Origin of the sequence: Moorena producens 3L, from assembly GCF_000211815.1 — a bacterium.
In the GTDB taxonomy this organism is placed as follows: Bacteria; Cyanobacteriota; Cyanobacteriia; order Cyanobacteriales; family Coleofasciculaceae; genus Moorena; species Moorena producens.
Genome location: NZ_GL890840.1, coordinates 399,593 through 414,295 on the forward strand (window position 1 = coordinate 399,593; position 14,703 = coordinate 414,295).

Genomic DNA, 14,703 nt, shown 5'->3' on the forward strand with positions numbered 1-14,703 from the left:
TACAGTCTCCTGTTAGGAGTTTTCTTTGACGTATTTTTTATAACCAACTGCATCAATCCTAGCCAACTATTACTCCTAAGTCTAGGCAAAATGGCAACTATTACTCCTAATTCGAGTAGGTTTTAGGTTTGTTTACCTGAAGAGGAATCACGGAACGGGGGACGAAGTAGTAGCAGAAACCGAAAACCCGACGCAGGTGCCATGGTTTGTAGCCAACTGCTAGCTGGGGTTTCTGTATCTGACCAGAAGAGTCAAAAGTAATATATCCTTTCAAAACCCAAGCCGTGCTCGCCCCCCCCGAATAGATAATATACTTGTTGGGAAATAGGGGAGACTAGGAGGTGAGCCTGCGGGTGAGGGGCAATGATAACTAGTGAGCGAGCACAGAAACAAGACCGACTGCTGCGGGCACTTAGAGGGTTGAACCGGAAAGCATTTGATGAGCTAATGCCAAGGTTCAGTGCTGTCTATGAGCAATTTGCCAACAACTCTTATAATAATAAGGTTAAAATTCTGGCAACTCTATTAGTTATGGGGATTTAAACATGAGTCCTAGACAAACTACCAGACAAGCGTCCACCAGGTCGACGAAGTCTAAGCCAAAAAACGTTGTTCAACCGGAAAAAGAAGCTATCATTACTGTATTTCCGGAAAGGCAAGAAGATGCTTCCGCTTTAGCTGCTAAATTAGTACCACTATCCCAGATTGTCCTGCCAGCTACTCAACCCAGGCACTATTTTGACCCCAAGGCAATGCAATCTCTGGTGGAGTCAGTAGGCCGTGAAGGTATCCTCCAGCCTTTATTAGTAAGGCCAGTGGGTGATAAGTATGAGTTGGTGGCTGGAGAAAGAAGATATCGCGCCGCTCAAGAATGCTCCTTGAGCGAAGTGCCTGTAACCATCCGGGAGATGTCTGATACTCAGGCAATACAGTATGCGCTGACGGAGAATCTGCAACGAGAGGATTTGAACCCGGTGGAGGAGACAGAAGGTATTTTGGATTTACTGGCGCTGAGGTTGTTAACCGATAGGGGATGGGTTATCTCACTGTTAAATAAATTATCAAAAACTAAACGGCACCTGGCGGCGGACAACGATGTCCGCCCAGAAGATCAACAGATACTTACAGACGTGTTTGCCAGTATTGGCAAGATGTCTCCTGAGTCTTTCCGAACCCACAGGCTGCCATTACTCAACCTTCCTAGTGATATCTTGGAGGCGTTGAGGTCTGGGTCAATCGAATATACAAAAGCTAGGGAAATAGGCAAGGTAGAATCGGAATCTGACCGCATGGAGATTCTGGAGGCTGCTATAGAGTATAATTTATCAATCAATCAAATTCGAGAGAGGGTGAAAGGTTTACAGCCTCCCTCACCAGAGAGGGAACTGCAACAGCAATTGGAAAGTACCTACAAACGAGTGAAAAAATTTAAGGTGTGCTCTAATCCTGACAAACAGGATAGGTTGAAATCTTTGTTGGCAGAACTGGAAGCTTTGATTGCTGAAGATAAATAAGAGCATCTTTGGCGGCTATCAATGTTCACCTTCTACCTGGGATGGCTTTAGCTGCCTCAATCTTGATATTCCATCTATCCAGTGTGATTCCGACAGTTTGCTCAAGTCTTGTCAAAGCTCTTAAATAGTCAATCCTGGCATTAAGCTCCCTATTTTTGGCCTGTACCAAGTCATTCTCGAAATCCAAAACATCGATCAGTCGAGTTCCTCTGACTCCCAATCTCAGTTTTTCCCGTTCGTTCTGTAGTTGTTGTTCAGATAATTCTCTGGCTTGCCGCGCCAGTTGTATCTGTCTTAGATTGAATTTCACATCTCTAATTCTGTTATTAATTTCAATTTCTAGAGTTTCACGTGCTTCCTGCAAATTGTTATTGGCTTGTTGGAGTTGAATGTTACTGCGTTCAACAGCCTGTTCTAGGCTAAGATTACCCAATTCACGTTTTAAAGTCAGTCTGCCCCTCAAGTCCATTGTATCATCGCCTACCAGAGTGGTGGTAGTTAAGTCATAGTCTACCTGGAAATCTAAGTTCCAGCGCCTTTCATTTTTGGCCAGCAATAGGTTTAATTTAGCGATTTCTAATCGGCTCACAGATTGCAAATAATCTGGGTTGTTTACCAAAGCTAATTGCTGTAGCTTCTCTGACTCCAGAGGGGTTGAGTCTACTGGAGCCGGAATATCTGCAGCTACCAGTTCTAAATTTTGCTCAAGTTCGAGAATCTCAATCAGATCTAAACCAGCTTGAGCAAGTCTATTCCTAGCTGTTAATAAGCTCACTTCTCGGTTAGCCACTTCTGTCTCGCTTTGGACGAGTTCAACCCGTGCTCGCCTGCCAGCATCAATCAAAGCCTCTATAACTTCCATTTGCCGTTTGGCGCTCTCTAGGGAAAGCTGCTCGATTTTGATTTGTTCCTGAGCTTGGAGTAACCTCAGGTAAGCTTCGATAGCATTTGTAATGGTGTTGATCAGATTCGATTTTAACTCAACAATGTTGATCGCTTCTTCCTGCCGGGCAATCTGAATAGGAGCTCTGTTGACATCTACTCCAAATCCCCTTAAGAGAGGTTGTATAAAACTGAAAGTTAAATTTTGACTTAATAAGTCGTCTCCGATGCTGCTAATATTATTACTGTCTTGCAATCTACCTCTAGGACTCCACGTCACCTTCAGGTCTCCACCAGTGATGATATTGAGATCCAAGGTTACAGCTAAATTTAATTCACTGTCTGTTCTTAGAGTGGATCCTAACTGGTTACGATTGAATTCAACGAACATTTCTGGGGTAAAATTGGGAGCAAATTCATCTTCAGCTACTGCCAGTTCTTGTAGGTCAATTATCCTTTGAAGGTAAGCGTTTTTGATAATTCTATTATTTTGCAAGGCTAAGATGACAACATTAGAAAGGGTTAATTTTAGTTTCTGCGGCTTTGTTGCTAATTCTTCCTGCTCTTGTTCTTTTCTAGTTTCAGTATCGGGCTGAGTCCGTTCTGCTTTTTCCTGGAAATTTGCCTTGATAGGTTGAGTTTGGTTGTTACTTCGATTGGTAGTTAGAGAAGCAAAACTTGGCATCTGCACCACTGAACTGCTCTCTGTCTTGTGTTCCTGAGGAACGCTCCAAAAACGGCTCTTTCCACTGGGATTAATGAAAGGAACACTCGAACTTCTCCCCTTTTGTGCGTCTCCCCTTTTGTGCGTTCCGCCATCGGGTTTTTTAAGAGCATTCGACTGGCGGTGTTTTCCGCTGCTTATGGATGGAAGAAACACGGCGACTTCTCCCCTATTTCCCCCAGCTTCACCAACAATGCCTGCTTGCCCAACTTGTTGATTGAGAGGACTGACGTTTACTAAAAGATTTGTGGCATTGGCAGTTTGGATAGGATTAAAAGGCAACTCAGGATGAGGATTGGTTTGAGAGGGTTGAGGGACGACAAAAGTACAAACCGTCCCCAAAATTGCCGACAGAGGTATCATTACGTCAAGTCTGTTGTACATCTAATCACCCAAGTAGCAATAAGCGCGAATTGGGAATTTTTTAATCTTTATCCTTTTCACACATCCCATATCTATGTTGCTAAAATTACATTAGCTATTCTAACTTGTTGAAATCCAACGAATCTAATCAATGATTCAATCGAAATTGCACAAATGGTAAGTAATCAGTACCAACCTGTGGCTATTCGCTTGGAGGAGGTTTCTAAAGTTTATGGCAGTGGCCATACAGCAGTTCACGCCATTTCTAACATTAACCTGATTATAGAGCAGGGTGAATATTGCTCAATTATGGGCACATCTGGCTCGGGAAAATCCACAACCATGAATATAATTGGTTGTCTTGACCAACCAACCTCAGGACACTATTATCTCGATAATCTAGATGTTTCTGGGCTAACTGATGTAGAGTTAGCCCAGATTCGCAATCGCAATATTGGCTTTGTCTTCCAGCAGTTCCACTTATTGCCTAAGATGACAGCGCTGGACAATGTGATTTTGCCAATGGTTTATGCAGGGATGCCAAAGGCAGAAAGACGCGATCGCGCCGAGGAAGCCTTGAAGCGAGTGGGTTTAGAAAATCGGATGTATAATAAACCCACTCAATTATCTGGGGGACAGCAGCAAAGAGTAGCGATCGCTCGGGCTATTGCCAACAACCCTGTTCTCTTGCTCGCCGACGAACCGACTGGAGCTCTCGACTCTCGCACTACTGGGGAAGTGATGGAATTGTTTGGGGAACTCAATGCCAGTGGTATCACCGTAGTGATGGTAACCCATGAGCCAGAGGTAGCCCGTCTCACCAGGCGCATTGTCTGGTTCCGTGATGGGGAAGTGGTGCATTCCCATCTTACGCCAGAGGAGATGCTTCAGGTTGCCGTTGCTTATTAGGGATTGGCGATGGGGAAGAGTTGTTTATATCAAGTCCGGATAATTAGTGATAAAAAACCTTCTCTCTTGAAACCTTACTCCTTTACTTCTGCCTTCTGCCTTCTGCCCTCTGCCTTGCTTTCGCGCCTCGTGTAAGTATTCAACTGGACATGATATTACTTCGATGAGCGCAGTGCTTTCACTGGATCTAGTTTGCTGGCTTGCACGGCGGGGAAGAAAACACTGCCTACCCCTACCACCACTGCCGAGCTTAATGCCAAGGTGGCCGTTTCCAATTCAAATTCGTAGGGCAACTCAAACTTATTGGCAACCCCAATCGTCGCCCAATGTACCGTGGCGATCGCAACTGTACCTCCAACGAGACTTAGTAAAACAGCTTCTAGAATAAACTGCAGCCTAATCTCTGTCTGGGTTGCGCCGATTGCTCGCCGCAGGCCAATTTCTTGGGTGCGTTCAACCACTGAGGCAAGGGTAATATTGGCAATGCCAACACCGCCAACCAAAAGCGTAATGATTGCTAGGACTAGCAGTCCCCGGGAAACAAATACCAGTGTTTGCCGTTGCTCCAAGATATCATCAATGTTATTCTGAGCCCAAAACATTCCACCTGGGTAGCGTTGGGATAACAGCTGCTGAGCCTGCTGTTCTAGGTCTTTCATGTCTTTGAGATTGTTGGGGCGCAGCTGAAGTCCTCCGATATCACGACCGCCGCTCAAAACTCTATAGAGGGACAAGGGCACCAGCATCTCACCGTTTGGTTTATACTCTGCAGTTCTTAGCTTAGTTTCGATTACCCCTATGACGATATAGGGCTGGTCAGCGGCATAAAGGCGTTGCCCTATCGGGTTTTGCCCAGGAAAAAGTTGCTCTGCCAAAAATTGATCTATGACCGCCAAAGGTCGATAGTTGGCAAAATCAGCAACACTGAAGAACCGCCCCTGCAGGATTGCTCGACCCGAAGTCAGCAGGTAGTCTTGGGAAACTGCATGGATAGAAAGGTTCGCCTGCTTATCTTGGAAGATGACTTGACCGCTATCAAACCCAGTATAGGTACTGATGGCATACAAGCCTACCATTCTCTGTTTTAAGAATTCCATATCTTCTAGCTGAAGCTTTCTGCCATCGTTGGTCCAATAATAGACGCTCAACTGAGGTGCTTCTCGCTCGGCTAGTTGTTGTTCAATAACAGTTCGGCTGATACTGCGTATTTGTAAGGTGGCGCTGACTGAAGCGACCCCCATAAAAACGCCCAGGGTTGTTAGCAAAGAACGTAAGGGGTTACCACTTAGAGAGTTGTAAGTTAGAGCAACTAAGTCAAGGGGTGAGATGCTCATGAGCAATTCAAAATAAATAAATAAATAAATAAATAAATAAATAAATAAATAAATAAATAAATAAATAAATAAATAAATAAATAGCAAGTGTTTTGGCTGCTTCTGAAAAGTTTTGAGCAACCATTGCTTCGATTTGCTTTACTGCTCTGCTTTGGGGATAACAGGCATTCCTGGGTTTAGGGACGATCCAGTGGGGGGCAAAACTATCACGTCGCCAGGGCGTAGTCCCGACGTTACCTCTACCTTTGTTAAGGCCTCTAGCCCCAGTGTTACACTGCGTTTTTGAACCTTGCCTTGAGTATCCCGTACCCACACGAAGGCATTAGCTCCAGAATTTTGAATCACGTCCGTGTCCAAAACTACTACATTTTGGCGTGCAGCCACAATAATCTCAACATCCAATTTGCTACCAGGAATCAGCGTCTTGCTGGGTCGATCCAGCTTTATAGTTGCAGTCACCGTGGCTTGACCAGAGCTTTTTCCCTTCTCACCATTATTATTTGAGGTAGTTGCCAGTTTTGACACGCTTTGAACTCTGCCAGTGAAACTTTTGGCGTTTGGTCCAATCACTCTAACGCGGGCAATTTGATTGACTTGAACGCGGACAGCATCAAGGGGTGAAAGCTGGAGTTTTACTATTCCTTGTGAGGGATTGCCGAGGGTCAGCAGAGCATCGCCCAGCTTGACCACTTCTCCAACTTTGACATTGATTTCCAGCACTGTTCCATTCAGGGTTGCCTTGACAAGGTTTTTCTGTATTTCCTCCTCAATTTTTTTTCTCTCCAGTCTCAGGCGTTCCAGTTCATGAGTATCTGTACTGACCTGTGACTGAGCATCCTGCAATTGAGCTTCAGCAGTCAGAACTTGGTTTGACAGTTCCCGCTGTTTACTTTGGCGCTGCTGTTGTAGACTCTGCAGTTCCAGTACCGTGGTGTCAACGGCTAACTCAGCATCCCGCAATTGAGATTTAATCGTTAGGATTTGGTCTTTCTGTTGCTGAAGTTCATTTTCTGGAATAAAGCCCTTTTGCAGGAGAACCTCACTTTCTTGGAGTTCCCGTTGAGCAGCGTTGAGTTTTGCAGTAAGTTCTAGAACTTTTTCACGGTTGCGAGCCAGCTGGAGTTCCTGCTTGCGCATCTCTACCTCTTGGAAGGCAAGTGCCTGGAGTTCCTTTTGAGCCACTGTCAGCTTTTGGGAGGCTTCAATAGTTTTCTGACGGTTGCGCTCTAGCTTCAGTTCTTGTTTCTGAATCTCTAACTGCTGTTGCGCAAGGGCAGTTTGGCGCTCTGGATCCCTCAGAATTACCAGTGTCTGACCTAATGCAACACTATTACCCACACCAACAAGTATCTGCTCTACTGTGCCATCTACTGGAGATTGGAGAGTTTGTTGACCACCTAGTTCCATCGTCCCGCTCTCGTTAATCACTTCCTCAAGATAATCTTCTTCCACGGCCAACAGACTTACCTCTACTGGCTCGGAGGGACGATTCTGATTCCAGTTGTAGAGTAGCAAGCCACCAGCAGTAGCTATGGTCAGCATCCCTGACCAGCCGATCCATTTAACTCCACTCTTAAATTTTTGTTTTGCCCTTGTGCGATCAGCCACAGTCTTCATGGACAAGTCTAGTTACCCCTTTAGTATTCATAATTTACTTTTAATGTCAATTAAGGGTTGAAACCCTTGTAATTTCCTCAATAGTTCCAAAACCATGATTTTGAACCCTTACGGGTATCTCCTCCGGAGAGGCTGCGCCAACGCCAGTCGCTTTATGCCGGGGAACTCGTCCACCGCGCTGGCTCACAAGTCTCGAAACCCTTATGGGACAAGAGGGGTTTTTAATTTAGATCAGGCGTAATTTTATTTTACCTACTGCTGCTTAGTAGCAAGAAACCATCAATAGACCCAACTTCCAACAAAAGATGCCTTAAAACTCCCGGTTCGCTTATTTTCGGCGTTGCTGAATACTGGAATGGTTAAACAGAAAGGGGAATTTTTTTGGCTCTTCCGGACTTACGGCGGTTTGCATAACTATGAGGTACATTAACAAAAATCAGCAAACCAGTTACGGAAATCTTAAGGTGCGCTTTCCGCATTAAGAATTAAATTCGCCACGGGTCGCACCTGTGGATAGGATAACAGAATGGCTATTTCGGATACTAACCTAAATTTTCCAACCTTGGGGTCCGTTTGATTCACCTCAAGATGCGTTCGCGTAGCGTGGCCTACGGCCAATCGCATGGTGCTACAGCAGCAAACCCTGGCAACGATGAAGCGAATCCCTTGTCGAGTTGGAGTAGAGCGATCGCTTGATTTTGGTCAGGACTTACCCATTGCCCCCTAAATCCCCCAAACTTGGGGGACTTTCTCAGTAGTACCCCCCATATTTGGGGGGTTAGGGGGGCGAACCCAACTAAACTTCGTAAGTCCTATTGGTATTAAAGCTATCAAGCTATCATGCTTAATCTCAGGGCAATTGGAACGTGCCATTTAGTTGAGCTTGGCTTCAATAAATATTATACATAACCTACACATAAATCATACGTTTAGCTAACGCGATTGGCCGTAGGCCACGCTACGCGAACGCAAACTTCCATCACTTTAATCTTCTTTATTAAGTCGCAAACTCGTTAATTAAAAAGTTCGTAATTAATCGAGATTGACCCAATTCAAAACCTTAAGAAGTTATACGAACTTTTAGATATTTTATTTTTTGATATGGATTGACATACTGAAAATAAGCAATCCAGTTCAATGTGGCAAAAAAAAACCCGATTAGACTAGCATCTATCACCCCTTAGCCTGATCAAAATACAATGACTAAAAAATTACTCACCAAATTAACAGTTGCTACCACCAGCCTAGCCTTAGTCACCTTAGGAACGACTAGCAGCGCACAAGCAACAAGCTTAACTGGACTGATTGAATTTAACACTAATGGATCAGGAAGTACGGGTACAGCTGTTTGGGATACCGGTGCTGATCGCTTTTGGGACTTGTTCGTTACCAGCGATGGTGAAGACGGTGAATTCATTAATGACCCAAGTAGTCGCAACATCGACTTTGAACTAACAGAAGGTATCCATACATTTACGATTTATGGTGATGGCAGAAGCTCTCTTGCTAATAAAAGTCATTACGGTTTGAATTTGTTTTTCAATGGAGAGACTGCCAATCCAGGGATTTCAGTCTTTGGAGAATTAGCCCGGTCCACTGACTCTGATCCAACCTTTTTAGCCAATAGTAGTGGTTCAACTCGGGGACTGGATGGAAGTACTGTACCAGGCTCAGGAACTCTGTCCTTTATCGATGGTTTAACAACCGTCACACTTACTGACTATATTTATCAAGCACCAAATGTTCAACAGAAAGACCGTGTGAGTGAGTATAGTATAAGTCCAAATGGTCACTTGGACATGGTGGGACAATTTACATTAAACGTAGAAACTACAAACTTAGAAACTACATCTGTCCCTGAACCGGTTTCAGTGCTAGGTCTGCTGACAGTGGGTGCATTCGGTGTTGGTGCAACCCTCAAGGGCAAAAAGAAACAGCAAGCCTAAGCTGGCCGTCTCAAGAAATTAGCAATCTTAACAAATTACCAAACTATAGCAGTTCTCAATTGGGTATTGAGAGCTGCTATATATTGTACACAATCTATACCTAAGCCATACCTTCTGCAAACGCGATCGCAAACTTTCGTAAGCCTTACTAAAGATGTAGGCTAACGGAATTTGATTTGAACCTCCCCATCCTAAGAGGAATGGGGATTCCCAGGCACAACCTAGTTGGTTGTTATCTCCATGGGCGTAACTTTCCCTGGCCTATGGCCACGCTACGCGAACGCACCGAGGGTAGCTGAGTAGGGTCAATACCCAGTTTTTTTGAGACCCTTACTTTTTATATTAACACTATTTGAGAGGAAAAATTCATCCCCGACCTAAGAGGACGGGGTATTCTTTTCCCTCTCAAACTCTCCCACTCTGATAACGAAGTAGGCGAAGCCAAAGAACGAAGCAATTAGGATTTCAGCAAAATGGTAATCATCTTTTGGTTTGCTTCTACCCATAATTTTGATTACTGACCCGGTACTCTAGCAGTTTTCTATGGTTATATCACACTCAGGTTAGCAGCCAAGAATCATGTAGGGTGCAAAGTAAATGGCAGTGCTTAACTTACAATACCTGATGGATATTCAGGAAGGATTAGGATTTGCTGAACAATTAGTGTTTTCCAACACAGGGCAATCTCTCAGTGATATCCAAAGAGCAGTTTTGCAAAAATCCTGGCAAGGGCAACGCAAAACCTATGACCAAATCGCTCAAGAGTTAGGCTATTCAGCAAGTTATATCAAGCAGACCGTTGCCCCTAAATTATGGAAACTGTTCTCAGAAGCACTAGGGGAAAAAGTTAGTAAAACCAACTTTCGCAGTGTACTCGAAAGGCGACAGGTTAATCAAGTATCGAGTGACACTCAGGAGCTGATTGGGGTATTGAGACAGGGACTAGAGCCTTACTACAAAGGGAAGGTGCAATCTACAGCTAAGCAACAGATCTCAAATGTTCTTTTTCCTAACCATCCCAAATCCCAAATCTTCAATCCTCAATCGCAGCAGTTGGAGTTACCAGAAGGAAGAGTTCCTTTAACTTCCCGATTTTATGTCGAGCGAGTCCCCTATGAATTTAGGTGTTACGAAGAGATTGTTAAACCAGGAGCCTTTATTCATATTAAAGCACCCAGACAGATGGGTAAAACATCCCTGATGGTCAGGATTCTGGCTCATGCAGAAACTCAGGGTTACCAAACTGTGCGTTTGAACCTTCAACGAGTGGATGTTGAAATTCTCACTAACCTAGATAAATTTTTGCGTTGGTTAGCCTACAATGTCACCCGCAAGCTGAACCTAAAACCTATGCTGGATGATTATTGGCATCAGGACCTCGGTAGTAAAGTCAGCTGCACCACCTATTTCCAAGACTATAGCAATTCTCATAGCTATGAGAATTGCTATAAGTTGTACCTGGGGGGGCGACGAAAATAGTTATAAAGCAGACAGGACAAGCGATTTAGCTCTCATTCCTCGTAAATAATACTTCCATTTATTACGATTAAGTCTCATTAATTCTCGTACTAAATTAATACACTCATCGCTAAAACTGACCCAATTTTGAGCATATAATCCTATATAAAAACTACTGTGTCGTCGTTGTGAACGGCCATCTTCTTTTACTCTGCCGATATATTTTTGAATTCCTTTTAGTTTAATTTGCTGTCCTTGAATGGTAGCAGAAGTATAGGCTATTGATATCAATAAAATTAGCGAAATCAACCGATCACCATAGACATTAGTGTCTTCTAAATTATCGCCTCCTGTTTTAAAATCTCTAAACATTTCTTCAATGCCAAACCGTTTCTTATAAGCAGCAATCGCCAATTCTAAGGAATTTAAATTTGTCATAATGAACCATCCTTCTTTGGGGATAAATCCGGAAATATTACGCTTCCATTTGCATGCAACGTTAAAAGTGCTAAATCCCTTTATTTTAGTTATTTTTACTCCTTTAATAAAGAATGAAGTTCCTGGTATTAACCCAAGATTTGATAACTCAATCCAAATTTTCTTTTTGACTTCAATAAACTCATTTTTTTTGAGACGTAAACAAAAGTATACAGACTTTTCTGACAACCATTTCGCTAGCTTAACAGAACAAAATTCTCTATCTCCCAATAGGCAAATTTTATAATCTTTAAAAATGGGAATTATTGTTGATAGATGACTGCTCTGTTCTTTAAGATTACTGCTACCTAATTTTGGCATCAAAGTAAAGTATATTGGCAATGCTCTTTTATCCCAAATCAGGCTAGTTACTAAAAGATTTATTTTACCCCAATTTGTACGGTCAATTGCTATATAAACTAGTTCATCTGTTTCAAAGTATGTTTCTAGTATACTAGCTATGATAGGAAACCAAATAGTTTCAAATCTTAGATTTGGTAAAGACAAAAAGCGCTGAATTCTTTTTCTTATACTTTCAAATTTTATTCCAAGAGGTAAAGCATTTGCTAACTTTTCTATGCTAACTCTTTTGATTGATTGTACAAGCATCACTAAAATATTTAATAAAATAAAATTACGATACTTTAGTTGAATTTTAAGATGCTTTTGATAGAATAAGGGTAACATTTGCAACAGATAGGTCTTATTGACAATTTGAGACCTATCTTTTTCTATCACAGATCGTTACACTCTTGACGTATCAATCGTTTCAAGCCATATCGTCGCCCCCCCAGAAGTTGTACAGTATGGAGCTGGTGAATTGGTCAGACAATCACGTGATGGTTAGCTGCAATTTGTATCAGCGATACTTTAGCGATCGCGTAGCGTCGGCTTTGCCGAATCGCTTTAATAGTTATAGCGCTACGGGCTGGCAACAGGCAACAGGCAACAGGCAACAGGCAACAGGCAACAGGCAACAGGCAAGCCAAGTTTTACAAAGCTTGTAGTAATTTATGCCTCACCATTATTTGTAAATACCCGACGGCGTATTGCTATAGTAATCGGAAATATAGGGTTTTCCATACTTATGAGATACACAGGATTTTTTCCCAATTCCGAAGTTCCCTATTCCCTCTTCTGAGTTCCCTGTTCCCAGATCCGCTGTTCCCTGTTCCCTAAAATCCCAAAATTCTGTACCTCACCCAATTAAAAACCGCTATATTGCTATATAATCGTTACTGTTCAAGGCCCCCCGATAGCCTGCAGAGCTTAAACAAATATCTGCCAGTAACATTATGACCTCTTGCCATAATACCAGCACCGCCGTCATTGAAGACTCGAAAGGGGTTAAGCGAGTTGCCTTGCTAGGAATGCCCAACACGGGCAAATCAACCTTCTTTAACCGTATCACAGGTACCAGTGCTCACGTTGGCAATTGGCCCGGCATTACTGTAGATCTACTACAAGCTAATGTCCAACTCAATGGCGAACCTACGGAATTCGTAGATTTACCAGGAATTTATGACCTGAACGGATTTTCTGATGATGAGAAAATTGTTCAAACCTTCTTAGAAAATTTTGCTGTTGATCTATTTATTATTGTTCTCAATGCTTCCCAAATTGACCGTCAAATTCGCTTGGCATTGCAGGTAAAAGCCCTAGGTTTACCTGCAGTGGTGATGCTGAATATGGCTGATGAAGCTAAGCAATATGGAGTTAAAATCAACACAGAAAAATTATCCGATAATTTGGATATGCCTGTGTTCCTCATTAGTGCCAAGTATGGAGACGGCTATATGAGGGCATACCTAGAAATTTCTAAAACATTAAACGCACAAGAAGAATCGATTAATAGAGATAATCGAATAGATAATCTAAAAACTCGTTTATCTGAGCATAGCTCTATTTCCACTAAAGAGATAGAATCAGTACTAAATGGTGCGGTAGAAATGCCCTCTGAGATGGCAGTCAATTTAACTGCCAGGATTGATAAGTTCCTGCTGCATCCGATATTGGGATTACCCTTGTTCTTCTTAGGAATGTTCCTGGTATTTTGGGTGGTTTGGACTGTGGGACTCCCCTCTCAAGACCTGATGGATGATATGACTGGCTGGATTCAAGGTGCCATAATTGAGCCTGTCATCCAACCCTTACCCACAGTGATTCAAGACTTTTTGATTAATGGGATTTGGAACGGTTTAGCTACCGTTGCTTCCTTTGTTCCATTAATTGTGCTGTTCTTTATCTTAATGGCAATTCTAGAAGATAGTGGCTACCTATCCCGTTCTGCCTATTTAATGGATATCTTTATGGAACGGTTGGGGTTAGATGGTCGCAGTTTTGTGATGCAAATGATGGGATTCGGCTGTAATGTGCCCGCATTAATGGGAACTAGAGTTATGCGATCGCAAGCCTTGCGACTGCTAACTATGCTAGTGATTCCTTTTGCTTTGTGTGCTGCCAGACTCCAGGTATTTGTCTTTATCATTGCTGCTGTATTTCCCCATGGTAACGGAGCGTTAGTATTATTTTCCCTATACCTACTTAGTTTTGTAGCCGCCATTGTCACTGCTGCTCTTTTCCAAGGAGTCTTTAAAAACGAGGAACCTTTTATTATAGAATTACCCCCTTACCGAATTCCCACCCTCAAACAAGTGTTACTTAGAGGGTGGGGAGAAGTCAAAGAATTTTTGCAACGAGCATCTGGGTTTATTACCTTTGGCTGTGTTGCCGTTTGGTTCATCACGAATTTACCGCCAGGAGCGACAGGATTGGATACCATTGGCGGGCAAATTGGACAATTTTTCAGTCCGGTCATGAATCCCATTGGTATTAATCCCCATTTAACCCTAGCTCTAATTTTTGGTTTCATTGCTAAAGAAATTGTGATTGGCTCTTTAGCTGTAATTTATGGACTTAACTCCGTTGCTGTTAGTCAGCAGATAACTGATACAGTGACATTTATCCAAGGATATAGTTTTTGTATCTTTTGCTTAATCTACACTCCCTGTTTAACTACCGTTGTTACCCTATTTAATGAGGCAAAATCATGGAAATTTACCCTATTTTCCTTAGTGTTTTCCTTAGGGTTGGCTTGGGTAGCTAGCTTGATATTTTACCAGGGAGCTTTAGCACTGGGATTTCAATGAAGAGATAGCACTTCTCAATTGGGTGAGGTACAAATTATTGGGTTAATGGGAGTCGGGAGGGGGATTCCCACTTATAGCACTATGCGCTACTGTTAGGACATTCCTAAACTCCGAAACGTAAGTAATCGCTGACTTTTGACTTCTGACTTCTAACTTCTGACTTGCGCGTAGCGCTATATCCTCCCTGAGCAAGACAGTCAAGAACATCGCAATGAGCCAATGACCAATCATAAATGTATTATTTTTTACAGAAAAATTTATTTTTCGTGGTATATATGTCATGCTGGTGTTAGTTAATTGGAGTGGAAGCCCCAGTAAGGGGCTGGGAAA

12 protein-coding genes are annotated in these 14,703 nt (G+C 42.8%); 7 read left to right on the top strand and 5 right to left on the bottom strand.

Annotation, left to right across the window (positions count from 1 at the left end; all coding sequences use genetic code 11):
• Positions 1-363 precede the first annotated feature (363 nt).
• Together LYNGBM3L_RS45535 and LYNGBM3L_RS08120 are read left to right on the top strand one after the other, a co-directional pair.
• On the top strand, positions 364-543 hold the full coding sequence (locus tag LYNGBM3L_RS45535; RefSeq protein ID WP_008181241.1) for a hypothetical protein: 180 nt from the start codon (positions 364-366) through the stop codon (positions 541-543).
• 2 nt (positions 544-545) lie between these two features.
• Positions 546-1,514, top strand: a complete 969-nt coding sequence (locus tag LYNGBM3L_RS08120; protein WP_008181242.1) for a ParB/RepB/Spo0J family partition protein — start codon at positions 546-548, stop codon at positions 1,512-1,514.
• A gap of 25 nt (positions 1,515-1,539) precedes the next feature.
• On the opposite strand, the gene LYNGBM3L_RS08125 is transcribed toward LYNGBM3L_RS08120, so the two are convergent.
• Entirely contained in the window at positions 1,540-3,504 is a 1,965-nt protein-coding gene (locus tag LYNGBM3L_RS08125) for a TolC family protein (protein ID WP_202799167.1), read from the bottom strand.
• Positions 3,505-3,657: 153 nt separating this feature from the next.
• Here LYNGBM3L_RS08125 and LYNGBM3L_RS08130 point away from each other — a divergent pair, with 153 nt between their 5' ends.
• Positions 3,658-4,392 carry an ABC transporter ATP-binding protein gene (locus LYNGBM3L_RS08130; RefSeq protein WP_008181244.1) on the top strand — a complete coding sequence of 245 codons (735 nt, stop codon included), beginning with the start codon at positions 3,658-3,660 and terminating at the stop codon, positions 4,390-4,392.
• A 155-nt stretch (positions 4,393-4,547) separates the two neighbouring features.
• On the opposite strand, the gene LYNGBM3L_RS08135 is transcribed toward LYNGBM3L_RS08130, so the two are convergent.
• Together LYNGBM3L_RS08135 and LYNGBM3L_RS08140 are read right to left on the bottom strand one after the other, a co-directional pair.
• On the bottom strand, positions 4,548-5,726 hold the full coding sequence (locus tag LYNGBM3L_RS08135; RefSeq protein ID WP_044492476.1) for an ABC transporter permease: 1,179 nt from the start codon (positions 5,724-5,726) through the stop codon (positions 4,548-4,550).
• A gap of 138 nt (positions 5,727-5,864) precedes the next feature.
• On the bottom strand, positions 5,865-7,343 hold the full coding sequence (locus LYNGBM3L_RS08140; protein WP_008181246.1) for an efflux RND transporter periplasmic adaptor subunit: 1,479 nt from the start codon (positions 7,341-7,343) through the stop codon (positions 5,865-5,867).
• Positions 7,344-8,542: 1,199 nt separating this feature from the next.
• On the opposite strand from LYNGBM3L_RS08140, the gene LYNGBM3L_RS08145 reads away from it, so the two are divergent.
• The gene (locus LYNGBM3L_RS08145) at positions 8,543-9,289 is read left to right on the top strand and encodes a PEP-CTERM sorting domain-containing protein (protein ID WP_008181254.1); all 747 of its coding nucleotides are present in this window, start codon (positions 8,543-8,545) and stop codon (positions 9,287-9,289) included.
• Positions 9,290-9,886: 597 nt separating this feature from the next.
• Positions 9,887-10,768: an AAA-like domain-containing protein gene (locus LYNGBM3L_RS08150; RefSeq protein ID WP_008181256.1), complete on the top strand. Its 882-nt coding sequence runs from the start codon at positions 9,887-9,889 to the stop codon at positions 10,766-10,768.
• Here LYNGBM3L_RS08150 and LYNGBM3L_RS08155 read toward each other — a convergent pair whose 3' ends face one another.
• A complete protein-coding gene (locus LYNGBM3L_RS08155) occupies positions 10,769-11,911 on the bottom strand; it encodes an IS4 family transposase (protein ID WP_044492478.1) in 1,143 nt (380 codons plus the stop codon).
• Between the two features lie 119 nt (positions 11,912-12,030).
• Between LYNGBM3L_RS08155 and LYNGBM3L_RS43035 the strand changes: the two genes are divergently transcribed.
• Positions 12,031-12,231, top strand: a complete 201-nt coding sequence (locus tag LYNGBM3L_RS43035; RefSeq protein WP_008181261.1) for a hypothetical protein — start codon at positions 12,031-12,033, stop codon at positions 12,229-12,231.
• A 288-nt stretch (positions 12,232-12,519) separates the two neighbouring features.
• Positions 12,520-14,373, top strand: a complete 1,854-nt coding sequence (gene feoB, locus LYNGBM3L_RS08160) for a ferrous iron transport protein B (protein ID WP_008181262.1) — start codon at positions 12,520-12,522, stop codon at positions 14,371-14,373.
• Between the two features lie 42 nt (positions 14,374-14,415).
• Here the strand turns inward: feoB and LYNGBM3L_RS08165 are convergent, their stop codons facing one another.
• Positions 14,416-14,655 (bottom strand): hypothetical protein, encoded by a 240-nt coding sequence (locus LYNGBM3L_RS08165; RefSeq protein WP_008181263.1) that lies wholly within the window; start codon positions 14,653-14,655, stop codon positions 14,416-14,418.
• Between the last annotated feature and the right edge of the window lie 48 nt (positions 14,656-14,703).